Below are 23,075 nucleotides of genomic sequence, written 5' to 3' on the forward strand. Positions count from 1 at the left end.
CGGGTTACGCCCCCGGGATAACACAGAACGCTGACAACTTTTGGCCCCGCCTGCGAGCAGACGGGGCCAAAGAAAAAACGGGAGCGCTGAGCGGTCAGGCCGGGAGGACAACCACTCGACGCTGCGGCTCCTCGCCCTCGGACTCGCTCCGGAGCCCGGCCGCCGCCACCGCGTCGTGGACGACCTTGCGCTCGAACGGCGTCATCGGGTCGAGCTTCACCGGCTCGCCGGTGCCCTTGGCCTCCTCCGCCGCCTTCGCGCCGATCTCCGAGAGCTCCTCACGCTTACGCGCCCGGAAGCCGGCGATGTCCAGCATCAGACGGCTGCGGTCACCGGTTTCACGGTGAACGGCCAGCCGGGTCAGCTCCTGCAGAGCCTCCAGCACCTCACCCTCGCGACCCACCAGCTTCTGCAGGTCACGGCTGGTCGAGTCGCTGATGATCGACACCGCGGCGCGGTCGGCCTCGACATCCATGTCGATGTCACCGTCGAGGTCGGCGATGTCCAGCAGACCCTCGAGGTAGTCGGCCGCGATCTCGCCTTCCTGCTCCAGGCGGGTCAGGGTGTCGGTGCCCTTGGTGGCAGGGGTCGTGTCCGTCACGAAAGGACTCCTTCTTACTTCTTGGTCGGGTGCTTGGGGCGCGGCTGGCCCTTGCGCTGTCCGGACTTGGTGGTGCGGGACCCGGAAGCGCCGCCCTTCCCCTTGTCCTCCTGCGCGTCCTTCTTCTCCAGCGACGGCTTCTTCGCAGCACCCTGACCGGAGCCCGAGCCACCCGATGCCGATCCGGCACGCGTACGGGCCTGCGCACCGCCGGCCGCGGCGCCGCCGGTCTGCCGCTTGCTCTTCGTCTGGCGCTTGGGCTGCTGGCGGTTCTGGCGTGCCTCTTCGACGGCCTGCTTCGCGGCGATCTCGGCCGGGTCCTCGACGAGCTTGCCCGCGGCCCGCAGCCGCTCCTGGCGCTCCTCGAAGGCCTTGCTGCCCGGGGTCGGGTTACGACGGATGATGAACATCTGCTGGCCCATGGTCCACACGTTGGTGGTCAGCCAGTAGACGAGGACACCGACGGGGAAGTTGATGCCGAAGACGGCGAACATGATGGGGAAGACGTACATCAGCATCTTCTGCTGCTGCATGAACGGCGTCTTCACCGTGAGGTCGACGTTCTTGGTCATCAGCTGACGCTGCGTGTAGAACTGCGACGCCGACATCAGGACGATCATGATGACCGTGACCACGCGGACGTCGACCACGGAAGCACCCAGGCTCTGGATCTTCTCCGCGCTGTCCATGAACTTCGCCGCCAGCGGCGCACCGAAGATGTGGGCCTTCTGCGCACTCTCCAGAAGCGGCTGGTCGATGACGCCGACCACCTTGTTCTGGGCGATGTGGTTCAGGACCTGGTACAGCGAGATGAAGAACGGCGACTGGGCCAGAATCGGGAGACAGCTCGAGAGCGGGTTGGTGCCCGTCTCCTTGTAGAGCTTCATCATCTCTTCGGACTGGCGCTGCTTGTCGCTCTTGTAGCGCTCCTGGATCGCCTTCATCTTCGGCTGGAGCGCCTGCATGTTCCGCGTCGACTTGATCTGCTTCACGAAGAGCGGGATCAGGCAGATACGGATCAGCACCACCAGCGAGACGATGGACAGACCCCACGCCGCGCCACTGTCCTTGTCAAAGATGAGGCTGTAGAACGAGTGGAACTGGACGATGATCCAGGAAACAGCGATATAGAGGGGACTGAGGATCGTGTCCACGAATCAGGCTCCTTGGGCGTTGGGCTGAGTCTCGGGCTGGGCGACAGGCTCAGGGACGGTGGGCCCGCCCAGGCGGCTCCTCAGCCGCTGATGCCAAACCGGACGCTTCCGGGGAGGGACGTGGTCGACGCCACCGAGCGACCACGGATTGCACCGCAGGATGCGCCAGGCTGTCAGCGCAGTTCCTTTCACCGCGCCATGCCGGTCGATGGCCGTGTAGCCATAGTGCGAGCACGACGGGTAGTACTTGCAGACCGGCCCCAGCAAGGGGCTGATGGTCCACTGGTAGATCTTGATCAAAAGCAGCAGCGGGTACTTCACTGTGCGCTCCCTCCCGGGTCCCGTCCGGGGTTCCGGGGGCCCGGGGCGCAGCCGCCGTCGGTCGCGGTCCCCGGGGGATTGCAGCCTCTCGGCACCCCTCCCAGCAGCCGCTCGAGGGCGGCATCCAGGTCGCGGGCCAGCTGACCGTGATCCGCATCACCCGCACCGGGCAGGGCCCGTACGACAACCAGGCTACCGGTGGGCAGCCGGTCCAGCCGGTCGCGCATGAGATGGCGCAGCCTGCGCTTGACCTTGTTGCGGACGACAGCGATGCCAACTGCCTTGCTCACGACGAAACCCGCACGTGCCGGGGGAACGCTTTCCCCCGACCCGTGCGGGTCCGTTGCACCGCTACGAAAATGAACGACAAGGAGCGGGCGCCCGGCCCTGCGTCCCCGGCGTACCGCGGTCGCAAAGTCCTCGCGCCGCCTCAGCCGATACTCGGTAGGCAGCACGTCATGGACCTAGGTTGCTGCTCAGGCCGACAGGCGGGCGCGACCCTTGCCACGGCGGGACGCGAGAATCGCGCGGCCGGCACGGGTCCGCATGCGCAGACGGAAGCCATGGGTCTTCGCGCGACGGCGGTTGTTCGGCTGGAAGGTGCGCTTGCTCACTCGGGGGCTCCAGGAATGCTTGTTGTCTCAGGAGAGACAGATGTGGGGCGTCGACTGGCTGTCACCGTGCGCCCACGAGTAGCTCGCAACGCCTAAGTGCACCGCTACACGATCACTCGAGCGTGATCTTTGCCCATCGGAGGCAGGCGGCAGCAGCCATCGACAACTCGACCTGGTCACGGTACGCGCGGCTACGCCATCCGGTCAAACCGGCTCCTCGGCATCGCCCGCCGGCCCCTTGTCAGGACACACTATGCACAGCCTGTGGACAACAACTTGAATCCCCAGGCCCGCCCTGACTACCGTGGCTGAACTTCGATTCCTTCCCGCCCGTCCTGAGAATCACACATTCGTGGGACTGTGAGAGAGCGTGCCCTGTGGCTGATGTACCTGCCGATCTTGCCGCAGTGTGGCCGCGCGTGCTCGACCATCTCCTTCGCGCGGAGGCCGACGGCCTCAAGCCCAAGGACCAGGACTGGCTCAAGCGCACCCAGCCGCTGGCGCTGGTCGCCGACACCGCGTTGCTCGCTGTCCCCAATGAATTCGCCAAGGGTGTGCTCGAAGGCCGGCTGGCACCGCTGATCGGGGAGGCCCTCAGCCATGAGTGCGGCCGCCCGATCCGGATCGCGATCACCGTTGACGACTCCGCCGAGGAGCCCCCGGCGCAGTCCGCGCCGCCCGCGCCTCAGCACCAGTCGTCCCAGCACCAGTCATCTCAGCAGCACCCCCCGCACCACCAGCAGACGCATCAGTCACAGCAGCAACACGATGCGTACGACGGCTACGACGCCCGGCACGATTCCCGGCACGACAGCCGGCAGGGCTACGGACACCAGGGCGACGACCTGCCCGGCGTCCGGCCCGCCTATCCGGACTACCAGCAGCCCCGGCACGAGCCCGGCGGCTGGCCGCAGATGGGCGGCGGCCCCGGGCCGCGCGACGACTACGGCTGGCAGCAGCAGCACCTCGGCGGCTTCCCCGAGCGCGACCCGTACGCCTCCCCGTCGTCCCACGTCTCACAGCATCAGCAGCGGCAGAGCGACTACCGTGCGCAGGCGCCCGACCGCAACGGGCCGCCGCAGCACTCCGACGGTCCGCGCTCCCCTTACGACCAGCCGCGCCGCGACCTCTCCGAGCACCAGCCCGGCGGGCACAACGGCCGCTCGGGCACTCCCGGCTCCGGCCCCGGCGCCGTGCTTCCCGCGCCCAGCGGTGCGCCCAGCCCGCTCGCCGCGCAGCCCGCGCCGGCGACCGGCCCCGGTGAGCCGACCGCGCGGCTGAACCCGAAATACCTCTTCGACACCTTCGTCATCGGTGCCTCGAACCGCTTTGCCCACGCCGCCGCGGTGGCCGTCGCCGAGGCGCCGGCCAAGGCGTACAACCCGCTGTTCATCTACGGGGAGTCCGGTCTGGGCAAGACCCACCTGCTGCATGCGATCGGGCACTACGCGCGCAGCCTGTATCCAGGCACCCGGGTGCGGTATGTGAGCTCGGAGGAGTTCACCAACGAGTTCATCAACTCCATCCGCGACGGCAAGGCGGACGCGTTCCGCAAGCGCTACCGCGACATGGACATCCTGCTGGTCGACGACATCCAGTTCCTGGCGAGCAAGGAGTCGACGCAGGAGGAGTTCTTCCACACCTTCAATACGCTGCACAACGCGAACAAGCAGATCGTGCTCTCCAGTGACCGGCCGCCCAAGCAGCTGGTCACCCTGGAGGACCGGCTGCGCAACCGCTTCGAGTGGGGCCTGATCACCGACGTCCAGCCGCCCGAGCTGGAGACCCGGATCGCGATCCTGCGCAAGAAGGCGGTGCAGGAGCAGCTGAACGCGCCGCCGGAGGTCCTGGAGTTCATCGCGTCCCGGATCTCGCGCAACATCCGTGAGCTGGAGGGCGCGCTGATCCGGGTCACGGCGTTCGCCTCGCTCAACCGGCAGCCGGTGGACCTGGGGCTGACCGAGATCGTGCTCAAGGATCTGATCCCCGGCGGCGAGGATGCCGCACCGGAGATCACCGCGACCGCGATCATGGCCTCGACCGCGGACTACTTCGGGCTGACCATCGACGATCTGTGCGGCTCCTCGCGCAGCCGGGTGCTGGTGACCGCCCGCCAGATCGCCATGTATCTGTGCCGCGAGCTGACCGATCTCTCACTGCCGAAGATCGGTGCGCAGTTCGGCGGCCGGGACCATACGACCGTGATGCACGCCGACCGCAAGATCCGCGCGCTGATGGCCGAGCGACGTTCGATCTACAACCAGGTCACCGAGCTCACCAACCGCATCAAGAACGGCTGAGGCCGGCCCACAGGACGCCCAGGGCGCTCCGGGAACCGCTCCCGGAGCGCCCTTCGCCGTACGGGGACCGCCGTTCGGCGGGCGCCCCGGCCGCACCGCCCCTCCCCGCTTCCCCTTCTTCCTTCCTCTTCCTTCCGCTTCCCTGTGCGGCGTCCTGCGCGCGCCTGCCGAGGGCGTCCGATCCCGTTGAGCGCCTCTCCCGAACCCGTCCCGAGCCCCTCTGCCCCCCGCTCCGAGACGTCCCGCCGTCGTCCCAAACCTGTGGAACGCGTCCGCTCTGTTCGATTCCAGGGCGGGACACGGCCTCTCTCCACAGATTGGGCAAGAATCTTCCGTCCACACCTTGGGGAGGGGAAAGTTATCCCTGTGGGATCCACAGGCCGGTGTACTGACGGGGCATCGGGGGAGGTCAGCCGCGTGTGGATTTGTGGCCAACCTTCTTCCACAGGGTGTGGACAGTGGATTCGTCCACAGGAGGCCCGCCATCTTGTCCACCGCCCGCCCACAGGCAAGCCGCCGTTGTCCCCAGCAATCACCGGCTTCTCCACACCGCTGTCCACTGTTCGGCAACACGACACCCGCCCTCACCGGGCCGAGTGAAAGCGGTCACACCAAGGTGGTCGGTTGGGCTGTGGGGAACGTGGGTAAAGCTGGGGATGGCACTGGGGAGAAGTACCTGTCCCCTGTGCATCGGGTGTGCAGAACTTCCGGCGGTCCACAGAACCGCCCGCTTATCCACGGCCGCCACCCACAGGGGCGGTGGACAAAAAATCCGCGTTGACCTGCGCAAAAGCGGTTGTCCACGGTTTCCACAGCCCCTACTACTACGACCACGGATATCTACCGGGGAACTCGTTCGGAAACGGGGCCTGTGCACAAGTTGGCCGCCGAGCGTCCGGCCCCGGTCGAGTCGACTTGACCCCGAGCCGCACCGACTGTCGGTGGCGTGCGTCAGACTGGTCTCCGGCAACCCAGCCGACGACGAAGGCCAGCAGGGCGAAGAGCCAGCAACAGCAGGAGGCGGTTTCCGGTGAAGATCCGGGTGGAGCGCGATGTACTCGCGGAGGCAGTGGCCTGGGCGGCCAAGAGCCTCCCGGCCCGTCCGCCGGTGCCCGTCCTCGCGGGCCTGCTGCTGAAGACGGAGGACGGCACGCTGAGCCTCTCCGGCTTCGACTACGAGGTCTCCGCGCGGGTCTCGGTGGACGCTGAGGTGGAAGAGGAGGGCACCGTCCTCGTCTCCGGCCGGCTGCTCGCCGACATCTGCCGTGCGCTCCCCAACCGCCCGGTGGAGATTTCCACCGACGGTGTACGGGTCACCGTCGTCTGCGGCTCCTCGCGATTCACCCTCCACACCCTTCCTGTGGAGGAGTACCCGTCCCTGCCGACGATGCCCACCGCCACCGGCACCGTCCCCGGTGAGGTCTTCGCCGCGGCCGCCGCCCAGGTCGCCATCGCCGCCGGCCGTGACGACACCCTTCCGGTGCTCACCGGCGTACGGATCGAGATCGAGGGCGACACGGTCACCCTCGCCTCCACCGACCGCTACCGCTTCGCGGTGCGCGAGTTCCTGTGGAAGCCGGAGAGCCCGGACGCCTCCGCGGTCGCGCTGGTCCCCGCCAAGACGCTGCTGGACACCGCCAAGTCCCTCAGCAGCGGCGACACCGTCACGCTGGCGCTGTCCGGCTCCGGCCAGGGCGAGGGTCTGATCGGTTTCGAGGGTGCCGGACGCCGGACGACGACCCGTCTGCTGGAAGGCGACCTGCCGAAGTACCGCACGCTCTTCCCGACCGAGTTCAATTCGGTCGCCGTGATCGAGACCGCCCCGTTCGTCGAGGCCGTCAAGCGTGTGGCGCTGGTGGCCGAGCGGAACACCCCGGTCCGGCTGAGCTTCGAGCAGGGCGTGCTGATCCTGGAGGCCGGCTCCAGCGACGATGCACAGGCTGTGGAGAGGGTCGACGCCGATCTGGACGGCGACGACATCTCGATCGCCTTCAACCCCGGCTTCCTGCTGGAGGGCCTGTCGGCCATCGACTCCCCCGTGGCGCAGCTGTCCTTCACGACCTCGACGAAGCCGGCGCTGCTGAGCGGCCGGCCGGCCAAGGACGCCGAGGCGGACGACGCGTACAAGTACCTGATCATGCCGGTGCGGCTGTCGGGCTGACGGCCCGAGCGCGAGGGCCACGCAGACGGCGGTATGCCGGTGCGGCTGTCCGGCGGGTGCCGGACAGCCGCACCGGCCACGGGCCTTGTGGCGACCGGCTGACAGGCCCCTGATGAGCGGCTGAGCCCACAGGTGTGCACGGACCTGCGGGCGTAGGCTCGGTCTCGGGTACACCAGCAACGACTACGTGCAAAGAGGGTCTCTGATGGAGCTCGGTCTCGTCGGTCTCGGCAAGATGGGCGGCAATATGCGCGAGCGCATTCGCCGCGCCGGCCACACCGTCGTCGGATACGACCGCAACCCGGACCTGGCGGATGTGAACAGCCTCCAGGGGCTTGTGGAGAAGCTCAAGGGGCCGCGGGTGGTCTGGGTCATGGTGCCGGCCGGTGCCGCCACCCAGTCCACGATCGACGAGCTGGCCGAGCTGCTCTCGCCGGGCGACATCGTCGTGGACGGTGGCAACTCCCGCTGGACCGACGACGAGAAGCACGCCGAGGAGCTGAAGGCCAAGGGCATCGGCTTCGTCGACTGCGGTGTCTCCGGCGGCGTCTGGGGCCTGGAGAACGGCTATGCGCTGATGTACGGCGGCGACAAGGACGATGTCGCCAAGGTGCAGCCGATCTTCGACGCGCTCAAGCCCGAGGGCGAGTTCGGCGCGGTGCACGCCGGCAAGGTCGGCGCCGGCCACTTCGCGAAGATGGTCCACAACGGCATCGAGTACGCGATGATGCAGGCCTTCGCCGAGGGCTGGGAGCTGCTGGAGAAGGTCGACTCCGTCACCGACGTGCGGGAGATCTTCCGTTCCTGGCAGGAGGGCACGGTCATCCGCTCCTGGCTGCTGGACCTGGCCGTCAACGCGCTCGACGACGACGAGCACCTGGAGAAGCTGCGCGGCTTCGCCGCCGACTCCGGCGAGGGCCGCTGGACGGTCGAGGCCGCCATCGACAACGCCGTGCCGCTGCCCGCGATCACGGCTTCGCTCTTCGCGCGGTTCGGGTCCCGTCAGGACGACTCCCCGCAGATGAAGATGATCGCCGCGCTGCGCAACCAGTTCGGTGGCCACGCGGTCGAGGGCAAGAAGTAGCGGACACCGCAGCACCGCAGTAACCAGAAGCAACAGGCACCAACAGCACGCAGCAAGCCGGGGGAGGTCGGCACCCAGCCATGCACGTCACGCATCTGTCCCTCGCCGACTTCCGCTCGTACGCCCGGGTCGAGGTTCCGCTCGATCCGGGCGTCACGGCTTTCGTGGGCCCCAACGGCCAGGGCAAGACCAATCTGGTCGAGGCGGTCGGCTATCTCGCCACGCTCGGCAGCCACCGGGTCTCCTCGGACGCCCCGCTGGTGCGGATGGGCGCCGAGCGGGCGGTCGTCCGGGCCGCGGTCGTCCAGGGCGAGCGGCAGCAGCTGATCGAGCTGGAGCTCAACCCGGGCAAGGCCAACCGCGCCAGGATCAACAGGTCTTCGCAGGTCAGGCCGCGGGACGTGCTGGGGATCGTCCGGACGGTGCTGTTCGCGCCGGAGGATCTGGCGCTGGTCAAGGGCGATCCGGGGGAGCGCCGGCGGTTCCTGGACGAGCTGATCACCGCGCGGTCGCCGCGGATGGCCGGGGTGCGCTCGGACTACGACCGGGTCCTCAAGCAGCGCAACACCCTGTTGAAAACCGCCGCGTTGGCGCGGCGGCACGGCGGCCGGCAGATGGACCTGTCCACTCTCGATGTCTGGGACCAGCATCTGGCCCGCGCGGGCGCCGAGCTGCTGGCGCAGCGGCTCGATCTGATCGCCGCGCTGCAGCCGCTCGCGGACAAGGCCTATGAACAGCTGGCGCCGGGCGGCGGGCCGCTGGCGCTGGAGTACCGCGGTTCGGCGGGCGAGGCGATGGCCGAGGCCACCACCCGCGAGGAGCTGTACGGCGTGCTGCTGGCGGCGCTCGGCGAGGCCCGTAAGGGAGAGATCGAGCGCGGGGTGACGCTGGTCGGCCCGCACCGCGACGATCTGGTGCTCAAGCTGGGGCAGCTCCCGGCGAAGGGCTACGCCAGCCACGGCGAGTCCTGGTCGTATGCGCTGGCGCTGCGGCTGGCCTCGTACGACCTGCTGCGCGCCGAGGGCAATGAGCCGGTGCTCGTCCTGGACGACGTCTTCGCCGAGCTGGACGCGCGGCGCCGCGAGCGGCTGGCGGAGCTGGTGGCCCCGGGTGAGCAGGTGCTGGTGACGGCCGCGGTGGACGACGATGTGCCGGGTGTCCTGGCCGGGACGCGCTTCGCGGTGTCCGGCGGCGCCGTGGAGAAGGTGACCCCGTGAGCGAGGAGCAGCCCGAACGGCCCCGGCCGCCGGAGCTCTCCGGGGTGGATCTGGCCCGCCAGGCGCTGGTGGCCGCAAAGGAGCAGGCGCGGGCGCGGGGCGCGGCCGCGCAGCAGAAGAAGCAGGCCAGGCGCGGGGGACTGCGCTCGGGGGCGCGGGCGGACGGCCGCGATCCGCTGCCGCTCGGTGCGGCGATCAACCGGCTGATCACGGAGCGCGGCTGGGAGACCCCGGCGGCGGTCGGCGGGGTGATGGGGCGCTGGCCGCAGCTGGTCGGGCCCGAGGTGGCACAGCACTGTGAGCCGCAGAAGTACGACGAGGACGCCCGGGTGCTGACCGTGCAGTGCGATTCGACGGCATGGGCGACGCAGCTGCGGCTGCTGGCCCCGACGCTGGTGGCCCGCCTCAACGAGGACCTGGGGCACGGCACCGTAAAGGTGATCAAGGTGCTGGGCCCCGGCGGTCCCGCCCGGCGCTACGGATCGCTGCGCGCACCGGGCAGCAAGGGCCCCGGCGACACCTACGGCTGAACCCCGGACCCCCTGGGTGACCTGCGGAGGACCCTTGTATACGGGTGAGGCGGATGAGACTCCGCTCACGGTAGCCACCGGTTGACAGTCCGAAGCGCTGAGTGCCCGCGTGAGCGTCCTGAGGCCCCGTCTCGGATATGGGGAGTCGGCGGACGCCAGTTCAGGGCGGCACATGACGACTCAGGTGCCTCCAAACCCCCATGAGTGTCGGCGCCACCGGTACACTGGTGGCAATCCCGCCCACTCGCGGAACATGTCGAACGACGCAGCCGCTCCCGCCTGTCTTTCCAGGGGTGAATCCCACAGGCGCGGAAGGGCTCGTGCTGTGCCAGAAAGGGCGCTTCGTGGCCGACTCCGGCGACCTCAACGAGAACAACACGGCTTCTACTGAAGAGGGGGTTCCTGCCGGCGCCATGGGCGACTCCGCGGTGGAGAAGTCGTATGACGCCAGTGCGATCACCGTCCTCGAAGGCTTGGACGCGGTCCGCAAGCGCCCTGGCATGTACATCGGCTCGACGGGCGAGCGTGGTCTGCATCACCTCGTGCAAGAGGTCGTCGACAACTCCGTCGACGAGGCGCTGGCGGGCCACGCGGACACCATCACGGTGACCCTCCTGGCCGACGGCGGCGTCCGCGTCGTCGACAACGGCCGCGGTATCCCGGTCGGCATCGTGCCGTCGGAGAACAAGCCGGCCGTCGAGGTCGTGATGACGGTGCTGCACGCCGGCGGTAAGTTCGGCGGCGGTGGCTACGCGGTCTCCGGTGGTCTGCACGGCGTGGGTGTCTCCGTCGTGAACGCGCTGTCGCAGCGGGTGGCGGTCGAGGTCCGCACGGACGGCTACCGCTGGACGCAGGAGTACAAGCTCGGTGTGCCGACCGCGCCGCTCGCCAAGAACGAGGCGACGGACGAGACCGGCACGACCGTGACGTTCTGGGCCGACCCCGACATCTTCGAGACCACCACGTACAGCTTCGAGACGCTGTCGCGGCGCTTCCAGGAGATGGCGTTCCTCAACAAGGGTCTGACGATCGCGCTGACCGACGAGCGCCCGGACCACGTGGACGAGGACGGCAAGCCGCTCTCGGTGCGGTACCACTACGAGGGCGGCATCGTCGACTTCGTGACGTACCTCAACTCGCGCAAGGGCGAGCTGGTGCACCCGACGGTGATCTCGGTCGAGGCCGAGGACAAGGAGCGGATGCTCTCCATCGACCTCGCGATGCAGTGGAACACCCAGTACAGCGAGGGTGTCTACAGCTTCGCGAACATCATCCACACCCATGAGGGCGGTACCCACGAGGAGGGCTTCCGCGCCGCGCTGACCGGCCTGATCAACCGCTACGCGCGCGAGAAGAAGCTGCTGCGCGAGAAGGACGACAACCTCACGGGTGAGGACATCCGCGAGGGTCTGACGGCGATCATCTCGGTCAAGCTCGCCGAGCCGCAGTTCGAGGGTCAGACCAAGACCAAGCTGGGCAACACCGAGGTGAAGACCTTCGTCCAGAAGGTTGTCCACGAGCACCTCAACGACTGGCTGGACCGCAACCCCAACGAGGCCGCGGACATCATCCGCAAGGGCATCCAGGCGGCCACCGCGCGCGTGGCGGCCCGTAAGGCGCGCGATCTGACCCGCCGCAAGGGCCTGTTGGAGACCGCGTCGCTGCCCGGCAAGCTGAGCGACTGCCAGTCCAACGACCCCGAGAAGTGCGAGATCTTCATCGTCGAGGGTGACTCCGCCGGCGGCTCGGCCAAGTCCGGCCGTAACCCGGAGTACCAGGCGATCCTGCCGATCCGGGGAAAGATCCTCAACGTCGAGAAGGCCCGGGTCGACAAGATCCTGCAGAACAACGAGGTCCAGGCGCTGATCTCGGCCTTCGGCACGGGCGTGCACGAGGACTTCGACATCGAGAAGCTCCGCTATCACAAGATCATCCTGATGGCGGACGCCGACGTCGACGGTCAGCACATCAACACCCTGCTGCTCACCTTCCTCTTCCGCTTCATGCGGCCGCTGGTCGAGGCCGGGCACGTCTACCTCTCCCGCCCGCCGCTGTACAAGATCAAGTGGGGCCGGGACGACTTCGAGTACGCCTACTCCGACCCGGAGCGGGACGCGCTGATCGAGCTCGGCAAGCAGAACGGCAAGCGGATCCGCGAGGACTCGATCCAGCGGTTCAAGGGTCTCGGTGAGATGAACGCCGAGGAGCTGCGCATCACGACCATGGACACCGACCACCGTGTCCTGGGCCAGGTCTCCCTGGACGACGCGGCCCGCGCGGACGACCTGTTCTCCGTGCTGATGGGCGAGGACGTCGAGGCGCGCCGCTCGTTCATCCAGCGCAACGCCAAGGACGTCCGCTTCCTCGACATCTGAGCCCTGTCGGCCCGAACAACAGCCGCAGCTCGAAAGGACTTTGAACCACCATGGCCGACGAGAACCCCCCTGTGACCCCGGACGGCGTGACCGCCGAGGGCGCGCCCGCCGCCATCGAAGGCGTGGGGATGCGTGTCGAGCCCGTCGGGCTCGAGACGGAGATGCAGCGCTCCTACCTCGACTACGCGATGTCCGTCATCGTCTCGCGTGCGCTGCCGGACGTCCGGGACGGCCTCAAGCCCGTCCACCGCCGCGTCCTGTACGCCATGTACGACGGCGGGTACCGCCCCGAGAAGGGCTTCTACAAGTGCGCCCGCGTCGTCGGCGACGTCATGGGTACGTACCACCCGCACGGCGACTCCTCCATCTACGACGCCCTGGTGCGCCTGGCGCAGCCGTGGTCGATGCGGATGCCGCTGGTCGACTCCAACGGCAACTTCGGCTCCCCGGGCAACGACCCGGCCGCCGCCATGCGGTACACCGAGTGCAAGATGAAGTCGCTGTCCATGGAGATGCTCCGGGACATCGACGAGGAGACCGTCGACTTCCAGGACAACTACGACGGCCGTAACCAGGAGCCGACGGTCCTGCCGGCGCGCTTCCCCAACCTGCTGATCAACGGGTCGGCCGGTATCGCGGTCGGTATGGCCACCAACATCCCGCCGCACAACCTCCGCGAGGTCGCGGCCGGTGCCCAGTGGGCGCTGGAGCACCCGGAGGCCTCCCACGAGGAGCTGCTGGACGCGCTCATCGAGCGGATCAAGGGCCCGGACTTCCCCACCGGCGCGCTGGTGGTGGGCCGCAAGGGCATCGAGGAGGCCTACCGCACCGGCCGTGGCTCGATCACGATGCGTGCGGTGGTGGCGGTCGAGGAGATCCAGAACCGCCAGTGCCTGGTGGTCACCGAGCTGCCCTACCAGGTCAACCCGGACAACCTCGCGCAGAAGATCGCCGACCTGGTGAAGGACGGCAAGATCGGCGGGATCGCGGACGTCCGCGACGAGACCTCCTCGCGTACGGGCCAGCGTCTGGTCATCGTGCTCAAGCGGGACGCGGTCGCCAAGGTCGTCCTCAACAACCTCTACAAGCACACCGATCTGCAGACCAACTTCGGCGCGAACATGCTGGCGCTGGTCGACGGGGTGCCGCGCACGCTCTCGCTGGACGCCTTCATCCGCAACTGGGTGACGCACCAGGTCGAGGTCATCGTCCGCCGGACGAAGTTCCGGCTGCGCAAGGCCGAGGAGCGGGCGCACATCCTGCGCGGTCTGCTCAAGGCGCTGGACGCCATCGACGAGGTCATCGCGCTGATCCGGCGCAGTGAGACGGTCGATGTGGCGCGCGAGGGCCTGATGGGCCTGCTGACGATCGACGAGATCCAGGCGAACGCGATCCTGGAGATGCAGCTGCGCCGGCTGGCCGCCCTGGAGCGCCAGAAGATCACCGCCGAGCACGACGAGCTGCAGCGCAAGATCAACGAGTACAACGCGATCCTGGCCTCCCCGGAGCGGCAGCGCCAGATCATCAGCGAGGAACTCGCCGCGATCGTCGAGAAGTTCGGCGACGACCGGCGCAGCAAGCTGGTGCCCTTCGAGGGCGACATGTCCATCGAGGACCTGATCGCCGAGGAGGACATCGTCGTCACGATCACCCGTGGCGGCTATGTGAAGCGGACGAAGACCGACGACTACCGCTCGCAGAAGCGCGGCGGCAAGGGCGTCCGGGGCACCAAGCTCAAGGAAGACGACATCGTCGACCACTTCTTCGTCTCCACGACCCACCACTGGCTGCTGTTCTTCACGAACAAGGGCCGGGTCTACCGCGCCAAGGCGTACGAACTCCCCGACGCGGGACGGGACGCGCGGGGTCAGCATGTGGCCAATCTCCTCGCCTTCCAGCCGGACGAGCAGATCGCGCAGATCCTGGCGATCCGCGACTACGAGGCCATGCCGTATCTGGTGCTCGCCACCAAGGCCGGCCTGGTGAAGAAGACGCCGCTCAAGGACTATGACTCGCCGCGTTCCGGCGGTGTCATCGCGATCAACCTGCGCGAGCAGGAGGACGGCACGGACGACGAGCTGATCGGCGCCGAGCTGGTGTCGGAGCACGACGATCTGCTGCTGATCAGCAAGAAGGCCCAGTCGATCCGGTTCACGGCGACGGACGAGGCGCTGCGCCCGATGGGCCGGGCCACGTCCGGTGTGAAGGGCATGAGCTTCCGCGAGGGCGACGAGCTGCTCTCGATGAACGTGGTCCGCGCCAACACCTTCGTGTTCACCGCGACGGACGGCGGGTACGCGAAGCGCACCGCGGTCGACGAGTACCGCGTCCAGGGCCGCGGCGGTCTGGGCATCAAGGCCGCCAAGATCGTCGAGGACCGGGGTTCGCTGGTCGGCGCGCTGGTCGTCGAGGAGACGGATGAGATCCTCGCGGTGACGCTCGGGGGTGGCGTGATCCGTACGCGGGTCAACGAGGTGCGCGAGACGGGCCGTGACACCATGGGCGTCCAACTGATCAACCTGGGCAAGCGTGATGCCGTCGTCGGCATCGCATGGAACGCCGAGGCCGGCCGTGAAGCCGAAGAGGTCGACGGGGGCGACGAGCCCGACGAGACCGAGGCGGCGGAGGGGACCGAGCCCGCGGAGACCGAGGGCGAGCAGCCCGCGGAGTAACACGAGGAGTAGATCGTGAGTGGAGCCACGGGCGCTGCGGCGGGTGGATCGGGAGCCGAGAAGGACTCCCCGTCCGGACCCGCGACCGTGACGGAGGACAGCGCCCGTGGCTCCGCCGTTTCCGACACCGGCCCCCGGGACGAGGGCTCGCATCAAGGGGGACCCGTGACCGAAACCCGACAGCCGCAGCCACAGCCCCGGCCGGAACCCCAGGCGAAGGCCGGGAGCGGCGCACAGCAGCCGTATCAGCCGCCTCAGGCGTATCCCACCGAGGACGAGGAGACCGGCGGGCAGGCGGTGCGCAGGCCCCGTACGGGCGCCCGTACGGCCCCGCGGACCCGCAAGGCCCGGCTGCGGGTGGCCCGCGCCGATCCGTGGTCGGTGATGAAGGTCAGCTTCCTGCTCTCCATCGCGCTGGGCATCTGCACGGTCGTGGCCGTCGCGGTGCTGTGGATGGTCATGAACGCGATGGGTGTCTTCTCCACGGTCGGCGCGACGATCAGCGAGGCCACCGGCTCCAGTGAAGGCGGCGGCTTCGATCTCCAGTCGTTCCTGTCGCTGCCGCGGGCGCTGCTGTTCACGTCGATCATCGCGGTGATCGACGTGGTGCTGGCGACGGCCCTGGCCACGCTCGGTGCCTTCATCTACAACCTGTCGGCCGGGTTCGTCGGAGGCGTGGAGCTCACCCTCGCCGAGGACGAGTGAGGCCCTCGTGGGAGGGCGTTCGCCAGGCTCCGTGAACCGATTTTGGGAACGCCTCTGAAGTGCGCTAATCTTCTGGTGCAGCGAGCGCGCGGCTATAGCTCAGACGGTTAGAGCGCTTCCCTGATAAGGAAGAGGCCCCAGGTTCAAGTCCTGGTAGCCGCACTGCACAATCGGCCCGGCCGGGGAACTCCCCGGCCGGGCCGATTCGTTGTACGGAGGCGGAAGTTGGCTCGCGGAGCGCGCCTCGGAAGAGGTGTTGCTGTCCGCGGGCTAGGTAACCGATCGGTATCGGTCGGTGTGTATCATCGGCCGACATAGGTCCCCTACGTCAACGAAAGACGAGGTCGCGCGGTGAAGAAGCTTCTCCTGGTCGCACTGGCCGCCATCGGCGGGCTCCTCGTGTACCGCCAGATCCAGGCGGATCGCGCCGAGCAGGATCTGTGGACGGAGGCGACCGACTCCGTGCCCGCAGGTTCGGGTGTCTGAGACCCATAAACGCACAGCAGGTTCGTACGGACCCCGATTGCCTCCGGGCGGTCGGGGTTTCGTGCGTCCGGGGGCGGGCGGGGCGGTCGGTGCTCCCGGGGCCGGCGGCTGTGCCGGGGTGGCTGATTGTCGTTGCAGGACCGTGACGGTGATCCTCTTGAGTTTGCTATAGCACACCATTAGCTTGCAACAGCAAAGCTTCTGTCGGTGATGTGGACCAGCAGGACACAAGGGGGAGCAGGACATGGCAGCACGACCATGCCGGGGGGTGGTGGCGTTGCTCGGGGGGCTGTTGCTGGCCCTGACCGCCGCACCACTTCAGGCCATCGCCGCCACACCGACCAGGGCGCCCGCCGCCGAGGGCACCGGGATGGTGATGGTGCTCGACTCATCCGGCTCGATGGCCGGGAAGGACGGCTCCGGCGGCACCCGGATCGACTCCGCACGCAAGGCCGTCGGCACGGTCGTCGACGCACTCCCCGACGGCTACCCCACCGGTCTGCGGGTCTACGGCGCCGACAAGCCCAAGGGCTGTGACGACACCCGGCTCGCCCAGCCGGTCGCCGCCCTCGACCGGGCGGGCATCAAGCGGGCCGTCGCGCGCGTCGAGCCCAAGGGCGACACCCCCATCGGGCTCTCCCTGCGCAAGGCGGCCGCCGATCTGCCCCGGCCCGCCGGCGGCTCGATCGGCAAGCGCACGATCCTGCTGGTCTCCGACGGCGAGGACAACTGCCGGACGCCGGCGCCCTGCAAGGTCGCCGCCCAACTCGCCGCCTCCGGCGTCGATCTGCACATCGATGCCATCGGCTTCCAGGTGGCGGGCAAGGCCCGTGCCCAGCTGGAGTGCGTCGCCAAGGCCGGCAACGGGCAGTACTACGACGCCCCGGACGCCCGGTCGCTCGCCCGCCAGCTCCAGCGGGCCGGCCAACTCTCCGCGGACGGCTACCGCTTCAAGGGCAAGCAGATCCGCGGCACGGCGGCCCGGAGCGGCGCGCCCGCCATGGCCCCCGGGCAGTACCTCGACTCCATCGGGCCCAACGAGGAGCGGTACTACGCCACCGATCTGGATGCCGCCTCGACGGCCAACTTCTCGGCGACCGTGGTGCCCCAGCCCGGTGCGGCCGTCGACTACCTCGACGCGCTGCACACCCGGATCGCGTACGGCACCGACAGCGCCTGCCAGTCCACCACCGAGTTCTTCGGGCAACAGGAGGGCGCGACGCCGCTGACCTCGGGCGTCAGCCGGGTCCCTTCGCAGAGCGGTACCGGTGGCTGTGACAAGGCCGGGCGGTACTGGCTGGTCGTCGAGCGCAAGGCCGCCAAGGGCTCGGACGCCGCACGGTGGCCGATGGAGCTGACGTTTCACGTGGAACATCCGCTGAAGAAGGGCGTCACGCCCGCGCAGTCGGAGCCGGAGTACGGCGCGGGAGGCAAGAACGCCACGCTGCCCACCACCGCCCCCAAGGACGTCACCGGCGGCACCGGCTTCAATGACGCCCGTACGCTGCGCCGGGGCGTCTGGCGGGACAAGGTGCTGCCCGCGCAGACCCTTTGGTACAAGGTGCCGGTCGGCTGGGGACAGCAGCTCCGCTACGACGTGGAGTTCGCCAACGAGCCGACGGTCAGGGGCTACAGCGCCCATACGTCCTCCGGTGGCACCCAGGTCTACACACCGTTCCGTGCGCCGGTCGGCAGCGGCACCACGGAATTCGGCCGGCAGGTGTCCTACAACGGGCGCCCGGCCTCGCTCAGCATGGGCACGGTCCCGGTCGCCTGGACCAACCGCTACGAGAACCACTCGAACGTCATCCCCGTGCACCGCAAGGGCGACTTCTACCTCGCGGTGACCCTGGGCGCCAAGGCCTCCCAGATCGCGGAGAACCCGCAGATCGGCGTGGTGCTGCGGATCGCGGTGCTGGGCAAGGAGAAGAGCGGCCCCCAGGCCGGGGCCGCCACGGTCGCGGCCGATACCTCCCGGGGCGATTCCGGTCCCTCGGAGGACGGGACGCCGGGCGGCGGTGGAGGATGGTCCACAGGACGTGTGGCGGCGGTAGCCGTCGGCGGCGTGGGCGTACTGCTGCTGGCCGGTCTCGCGGTCGCCTACGGGCGGGCGCGCAGAAAGCCGCGTGCCGACGGCGGGAATTCGGATCCGATGAGGGGTGGCTCGTGGTGACGGGGCGCACGACGTACAGGGGCATAGCCGTGCTGGCGGCGCTCGCCGCGGTGCCGATCCTGCCGGGGGCGGTGGGCGTGGCCTCCGCCGATGCCGTCCCCCACTACCGCATGGCGGAGGGCGCCACGAAGACCGAGGGCTCCTCCAGTGCCGCGCACGCACCGCAGCTCAAGCCCGGACTCCACACCGACTCCATCAAGCGCGGCGAGCAGAAGTGGTACGCCGTCAACCTGGACGCCAGGACCAGCGCATACTTCTCGGCCGTCGCGGCGCCCCCGCCCGGCACCAAGGTCGAGGACTACGGCGACAAGCTGACCCTCACCGTCCAGGACAGCGACGGCACGACCTGCGGTTCGGAAGCCCGGCCGTCCTTCAACGGCGGCGGAATGGCCTACCCGATCGCCGACTACGCCACCCGTCGCATCGGCGCCGACCGTACGGAGTGCCAGAAGGCCGGCCCGTACTACCTCGTGATCACTCGCGAGGGATCGGCAACCTCCGGCCCCGACACCTGGCCGCTGGAACTCAACTACCTCAACGAGCCCCCGCTTGAGGGCAACACCCCCGCCAAGCCGGGCAAGGGCCTCTGGAGCACCGCGACACCGGCGCCGCGTACGGACACCACCAAGCGCAGCGCCAAGGGCGGCACCGGCTTCAACGACGCGGGCTCGGTCGCCACGGGCGTCTGGAAGGACCGGATCAGGCCGGGCGAGACCCGCTTCTACCGTGTGCCGGTGGACTGGGGACAGCGGCTCAACCTGAGCGCCGAGCTGCCGAACGCGACGTCGGCCAAGGCCACCGGCTTCCTCCCCAGGGTGCTCGGCCTGAGCGTCCACAACCCGGCGCGCGGTGTGGTCGGCAACCCCAGCTTTGTCTCGTACACGGGGAAGCCGGCCGCCGCCAAGGAGTTCACCGCGCCCGTCGACTACGGCAACCGCTTTGACTCGACCGGTTCGGTCAACGCGATGCGGTTCGCGGGCTGGTACTACCTCGAGGTGAGCCTGCACCCCGATGCCGCGCAGTACTTCCCCGAGGCCGCGGAGCTCACCCTGCGGGTGGATGTCCGCGGCACCGCCAAGCCCGGGCCCGGCTACGCCGAGCCGACCCGCGTCTTCTCCGTCACGCCCGAGGACCGGGAGACGGCGGAGAAGGGCCAGTCCGCACAGGAGGCGTCGAAGAGCGGCACCTTGATGACGGTGGCCTACGCCGGGATCGGCACGGGTGTGGTGCTGCTGGTGGGACTGGGAGCGTGGACGCTGGTGGCGCGGCGGTCGGCGGCCGGTGCGGCGGCCACACCGGCCGGACCGGGTACGGCGGGCGGACCGGGGGGTCAGCCTTCGCTGCCGGAACAGTCGACGGACTCGACCCAACAGGCGCTGCAGAATCGCCAGTTCGGGCCGCCACAGGGCTGGTAGGGGGCCTGTGCGGGTCCGGGTGCCGTCCCGGCCCCACTGCCGGCCATCGGCCCCGTGGTGGGGCGTCAGGCGGCGATCAGCGCCCAGACACCGACCGCGATGCACAGCAACGCCACGATCAGCACCGGGACCGCGACCTTCGGGGGCGGTCCCGGCTTTCTGCGCGGGGCGGGGTACGCCATGGCCGGAACGGTGACGGAGATGCCCGCCGGGGGCTGTCCGGGGACCGGGAGCGGGCCCGCCGTGTAGGGGCGGGTCGCGGACCGTTCCGGGTGGGCGGCGGCGGTCGGCTCGTACGCGGGCGCCGGCGGCGGGGGCGGCGTCGTCGGTATGCCGGACGAGGCGGGCGGCCCGGCCGGGATGCCGTGGCCGGTGGGCGTACCGCCGTGGTGGGGGAAGGCGCCGCCGTGGCCTGTGAGGCTTGCGCCGTGGCCGGTGGAGGGGGCGCCGTGGCCCGTGGGCGTGCTGCCGTGGCCCGTCGAGGTGCTGCCCGCCACCGCCCCCGGCATCGGGGTGGGCGTGGGCGTCGGGGCCGGTGTCGCCGGGGTGCTCGGCTCCGGCGGGGCGAGCTGGAAGCTGCCGGTGTCCGACATGGAGACCTGCCCGGTGGCCCCGGTGCCTGCGGTGGCGCCGGCCGTCGCGGGTCCCGCGGTGTTCCTGGGACGCAGCGGCCCGTCCGGCCCGAAGTCGGCCGGCAGCGGCCCTATATGGTCGAAGACCTCGACGATCTCTTCCTCGATCGTCGCGTCCGGCAGCAGCTCGACCGCCGACAGCATCGCCTTACGCGCCCCGGTGGCCGTCTTGAACCGCGCCTCCGGATCCGGGTGGACCAGGGACGCCAGTACCTGCCACAGCGGCTCCGGGACGCCCTCGGGCGCGTTCGGGATGCCGTGCTCGGAGAAGTGCCGGCTCATCGCCTCGCCGTCCGGCTTGGTGCCGGTGATCAGATAGAGCGCGACCAGACCGACCGCGAACAGATCGGCGGGGAAGTCCGGTTCGGCGCCCAGCAGCTGCTCCGGAGCGAAGTAACCGGGCGTGCCCACCACGTAGTTGGTCTCGGTGAGCCGTGGCTCGCCCTTGCGCATCGCGATGCCGAAGTCGGACAGCCGCAGATGCGGCCGGCCGGTGCCGGTGGCCTCCAGCAGGATGTTCGCGGGCTTGATGTCGCGGTGCACCACCCCCTCCGCGTGCACCGCGGTCAGCCCGGCCAGCAGCTGGTCCAGGAGCGTGCACACGAACCGCGGCGGCAGCGGGCCGTAATCCCCGATCAGATGCGCCAGCGAGCCGCCGTTCACCAGATCCATGGTGAACAGCACCTTGTCGTCGTCCGCGGCCCAGCTCGCCGGGGCCAGCACATGCGGATGGTCGATCCGCAGTGCCTGTTCGCGGACGAAGCGCAGCAGTGTGTGCGCGTCGCTCTGTTGCAGCACCTTGGCGGCAACGTAGCGGCGGCGCCGGGCGTCCCAGGCGCGCCAGACCGCGCCCACCCCGCCCCGTCCGATCGGGTCGATCAGCTCATACCGACCGGCGAAGATCTCACCCATTGCGCCCCGTCCGCCTTCTGAACTCGCAAGGTCCCCTGTGGCTAACTCTGGTGCGCCTCGTAATGGGCGACCGCGTCCGCGGTGCGACCGGCACCGTAGACCCGGAGGAACTCTGCCAGTTCGGGGTGAGCCGGGGCGAGGGTGTTCGCCGCATCGATGATGTCCCCGGCGTCGGCGACCGACCGCAGCAGCGACTGGATCTCCCGCACCACGCGCCGGACCGTGGTCGCCCCCGTCGACGACGTCTGCTGCGCGGTGTTGTTCAGCACCGAGCCGCCCGCCGTCTTCTTGATCTCCTCCATGCGGTCGGTGGCCTCGGCTGCGCTGACGCTGCCGTCGGCGACCTGGCCGGCCAGGTCCTGCAGCGCCTGTACCCGCTGCACCACGGCCGGGTTGCCTATCTTCGCGCGCTGCCCGCTCATCAGCTGGGACAGCATGGGGGCGGACAGACCGAGCACGCCGGCCAGCCGGGCCTGGTTCAGGCCGAGATCGTCGATGAGACGGCGGAACAGCGCACCCAGAGGCTCCCCGTACCAACTGCGCTGCAGCTCCCGGGCCCGCGCGGTGGCTTCCTGCTGTGCTGAGTCCATACCGTCTCCCCTGTCTCCCCGATCGCTTCGCTGCCGCGAATCTCGCGAAGCATCCTACGGAGAGCAACGGTGTGCGGCGATACCCGGTCGGGAAAGCGGCCGGACACCGGGTACCCTGGTCGGCGAAGGGGCCTTAGCTCAGTTGGTAGAGCGCTGTCTTTGCATGGCAGATGTCAGGGGTTCGACTCCCCTAGGCTCCACTCCCGAAAGCCCTTCCGATCGGCGTAACCGCTGGTCAGAAGGGCTTTTGAGTTTCTGACGGAGTGTTGGGGCATGCGCTCGGCGTCGTCGGCCGTACGCGACCGGGCCGGGCCCGCCGCCCCTCGCTGGGGTGACGGGCCCGGCCCGGTGAGGTCTCCGCTGCTCCGCTGTCAGGCCGTGTTGCCGCCGCGTTCATCGGCCTCGGCCTGCTTGGCCTGGACGTCGGGGTCCAGCGAGGCGCCCTCGCTGCCGTCGACCGCGCTCAGCCGGCCGCGCTCGCTGACCTCGGTAGGAGCCGGCGGCTCGACCAGCCAGTCCGGGTTGGCCTGCTTGTCCCACCACTTCCAGGCGGCGATCGCACCGCCGGCCAGGATGCCCAGCACGGTGAGGCGCTTGGCGAGCTTGCCGCACTTGGCCCGCCGGCTGTGCTTCTTCTGGAGCTTGGCGATCTCGGCGGCCGTCACCTGGCCGCGGAGGGCGGCGAGCGCGGCGGTACCGCGGGCGAGGGCCTCGTCGCGCACCGGCTCGGCCGCGGCGCGGGCGTGGGTCACCGCGTGCTCCAGCCGCGGTGCCGTGTAGTCGGCCGCCTGGCGGGCCGCCTTACGGGTCCGGCAGGCAGCGCGGGTCGCCGCGGCGTCCACCTTGGGCGGCAGCGTGCCACGGGCGTGCTCGATACGTGGGTGCAGATGCGCGTCGTACTGCACGCGTGCCTGATGAGCGGCCTCGGCCACCTTGGGAGCCGCTCGCGTGCGGGCCTCGTGAGCGAAGTGCGCGGCGGCTTCCTTGGCCGTACCGGCATACGGAGCCACCACCTCCGCGGCGTGCCGCACGCTGTCCTTGGCCGTATCGGTCGCGGCGCGCACGCTCTTCTTGCGGGTCACGGGATCCTCCTCCTCGGTGGCGTGTCCGGGGCTTGGGGGTTGGTCCCCCGT

18 protein-coding genes, 2 tRNA genes and 1 pseudogene are annotated in these 23,075 nt (G+C 69.4%); 13 read left to right on the forward strand and 8 right to left on the reverse strand.

The features are described 5' to 3' along the window. Positions 1-94: 94 nt before the first annotated feature. From STRNI_RS21440 to rpmH, 5 genes and pseudogenes are all read right to left on the reverse strand, one after another. The gene (locus tag STRNI_RS21440; protein ID WP_018092096.1) at positions 95-601 is read right to left on the reverse strand and encodes a Jag family protein; all 507 of its coding nucleotides are present in this window, start codon (positions 599-601) and stop codon (positions 95-97) included. A 14-nt stretch (positions 602-615) separates the two neighbouring features. Beyond that, positions 616-1,755, reverse strand: a complete 1,140-nt coding sequence (gene yidC / locus STRNI_RS21445) for a membrane protein insertase YidC (protein WP_018092095.1) — start codon at positions 1,753-1,755, stop codon at positions 616-618. Between the two features lie 3 nt (positions 1,756-1,758). Beyond that, positions 1,759-2,076: a membrane protein insertion efficiency factor YidD gene (yidD, locus tag STRNI_RS21450; RefSeq protein WP_006604423.1), complete on the reverse strand. Its 318-nt coding sequence runs from the start codon at positions 2,074-2,076 to the stop codon at positions 1,759-1,761. A gap of 86 nt (positions 2,077-2,162) precedes the next feature. Beyond that, a pseudogene (gene rnpA / locus STRNI_RS21455) lies at positions 2,163-2,531 on the reverse strand (ribonuclease P protein component); the annotation flags it as partial. Positions 2,532-2,552: 21 nt separating this feature from the next. Further along, positions 2,553-2,690, reverse strand: a complete 138-nt coding sequence (gene rpmH / locus STRNI_RS21460) for a 50S ribosomal protein L34 (protein WP_003949374.1) — start codon at positions 2,688-2,690, stop codon at positions 2,553-2,555. Between the two features lie 377 nt (positions 2,691-3,067). On the opposite strand from rpmH, the gene dnaA reads away from it, so the two are divergent. The 12 genes from dnaA (at position 3,068) to STRNI_RS21520 (ending at position 19,808) form a co-directional block, all read left to right on the forward strand. Further along, positions 3,068-4,990, forward strand: coding sequence for a chromosomal replication initiator protein DnaA (gene dnaA / locus STRNI_RS21465; protein ID WP_078518755.1), 1,923 nt, complete (start codon positions 3,068-3,070; stop codon positions 4,988-4,990). A gap of 1,030 nt (positions 4,991-6,020) precedes the next feature. After that, a complete protein-coding gene (dnaN, locus tag STRNI_RS21470; protein WP_018092092.1) occupies positions 6,021-7,151 on the forward strand; it encodes a DNA polymerase III subunit beta in 1,131 nt (376 codons plus the stop codon). Positions 7,152-7,356: 205 nt separating this feature from the next. Continuing rightward, positions 7,357-8,235, forward strand: coding sequence for a phosphogluconate dehydrogenase (NAD(+)-dependent, decarboxylating) (gnd, locus tag STRNI_RS21475; protein ID WP_018092091.1), 879 nt, complete (start codon positions 7,357-7,359; stop codon positions 8,233-8,235). Between the two features lie 80 nt (positions 8,236-8,315). Then, the gene (gene recF / locus STRNI_RS21480) at positions 8,316-9,452 is read left to right on the forward strand and encodes a DNA replication/repair protein RecF (RefSeq protein ID WP_018092090.1); all 1,137 of its coding nucleotides are present in this window, start codon (positions 8,316-8,318) and stop codon (positions 9,450-9,452) included. Continuing rightward, positions 9,449-9,982, forward strand: a complete 534-nt coding sequence (locus STRNI_RS21485) for a DciA family protein (RefSeq protein ID WP_018092089.1) — start codon at positions 9,449-9,451, stop codon at positions 9,980-9,982. Before recF ends, STRNI_RS21485 begins: the two co-directional genes overlap by 4 nt. Positions 9,983-10,326: 344 nt before the next feature. Then, on the forward strand, positions 10,327-12,357 hold the full coding sequence (gene gyrB / locus STRNI_RS21490; RefSeq protein WP_371874854.1) for a DNA topoisomerase (ATP-hydrolyzing) subunit B: 2,031 nt from the start codon (positions 10,327-10,329) through the stop codon (positions 12,355-12,357). Between the two features lie 50 nt (positions 12,358-12,407). Beyond that, positions 12,408-15,029: a DNA gyrase subunit A gene (gene gyrA, locus STRNI_RS21495; protein WP_018092087.1), complete on the forward strand. Its 2,622-nt coding sequence runs from the start codon at positions 12,408-12,410 to the stop codon at positions 15,027-15,029. Between the two features lie 15 nt (positions 15,030-15,044). Continuing rightward, positions 15,045-15,734, forward strand: a complete 690-nt coding sequence (locus STRNI_RS21500; RefSeq protein WP_277411825.1) for a DUF3566 domain-containing protein — start codon at positions 15,045-15,047, stop codon at positions 15,732-15,734. Between the two features lie 88 nt (positions 15,735-15,822). Continuing rightward, positions 15,823-15,896: transfer RNA gene (locus tag STRNI_RS21505), tRNA-Ile, on the forward strand. A gap of 189 nt (positions 15,897-16,085) precedes the next feature. Then, complete coding sequence (locus STRNI_RS21510) at positions 16,086-16,220, forward strand: DLW-39 family protein (protein WP_003958712.1); 135 nt, start codon at positions 16,086-16,088, stop codon at positions 16,218-16,220. Between the two features lie 244 nt (positions 16,221-16,464). Then, the gene (locus tag STRNI_RS21515; protein ID WP_277411826.1) at positions 16,465-18,393 is read left to right on the forward strand and encodes a vWA domain-containing protein; all 1,929 of its coding nucleotides are present in this window, start codon (positions 16,465-16,467) and stop codon (positions 18,391-18,393) included. Next, entirely contained in the window at positions 18,387-19,808 is a 1,422-nt protein-coding gene (locus STRNI_RS21520) for a hypothetical protein (RefSeq protein WP_277411827.1), read from the forward strand. Before STRNI_RS21515 ends, STRNI_RS21520 begins: the two co-directional genes overlap by 7 nt. 65 nt (positions 19,809-19,873) lie before the next feature. On the opposite strand, the gene STRNI_RS21525 is transcribed toward STRNI_RS21520, so the two are convergent. After that, the gene (locus STRNI_RS21525; protein WP_277411828.1) at positions 19,874-21,352 is read right to left on the reverse strand and encodes a serine/threonine-protein kinase; all 1,479 of its coding nucleotides are present in this window, start codon (positions 21,350-21,352) and stop codon (positions 19,874-19,876) included. A 41-nt stretch (positions 21,353-21,393) separates the two neighbouring features. Further along, a complete protein-coding gene (locus STRNI_RS21530; RefSeq protein WP_018092082.1) occupies positions 21,394-21,942 on the reverse strand; it encodes a helix-turn-helix domain-containing protein in 549 nt (182 codons plus the stop codon). A 127-nt stretch (positions 21,943-22,069) separates the two neighbouring features. Here STRNI_RS21530 and STRNI_RS21535 point away from each other — a divergent pair. Then, positions 22,070-22,142: transfer RNA gene (locus STRNI_RS21535), tRNA-Ala, on the forward strand. Positions 22,143-22,313: 171 nt separating this feature from the next. Here the strand turns inward: STRNI_RS21535 and STRNI_RS21540 are convergent. After that, positions 22,314-23,024: a DUF5324 family protein gene (locus STRNI_RS21540; RefSeq protein ID WP_159487395.1), complete on the reverse strand. Its 711-nt coding sequence runs from the start codon at positions 23,022-23,024 to the stop codon at positions 22,314-22,316. Positions 23,025-23,075: the final 51 nt, after the last annotated feature.

Source organism: Streptomyces nigrescens, from assembly GCF_027626975.1.
GTDB lineage: Bacteria > Actinomycetota > Actinomycetes > Streptomycetales > Streptomycetaceae > Streptomyces > Streptomyces nigrescens.

Bases quoted from the DNA above. Each gene is read 5' to 3' on its own strand.
- gnd (WP_018092091.1), top strand. From the start codon at position 7,357: ATGGAGCTCGGTCTCGTCGGTCTCGGCAAGATGGGCGGCAATATGCGC.
- recF (WP_018092090.1), top strand. From the start codon at position 8,316: ATGCACGTCACGCATCTGTCCCTCGCCGACTTCCGCTCGTACGCCCGG.
- gyrA (WP_018092087.1), top strand. From the start codon at position 12,408: ATGGCCGACGAGAACCCCCCTGTGACCCCGGACGGCGTGACCGCCGAG.
- STRNI_RS21515 (WP_277411826.1), top strand. From the start codon at position 16,465: ATGGCAGCACGACCATGCCGGGGGGTGGTGGCGTTGCTCGGGGGGCTG.
- STRNI_RS21525 (WP_277411828.1), bottom strand. From the start codon at position 21,352: ATGGGTGAGATCTTCGCCGGTCGGTATGAGCTGATCGACCCGATCGGA.
- STRNI_RS21530 (WP_018092082.1), bottom strand. From the start codon at position 21,942: ATGGACTCAGCACAGCAGGAAGCCACCGCGCGGGCCCGGGAGCTGCAG.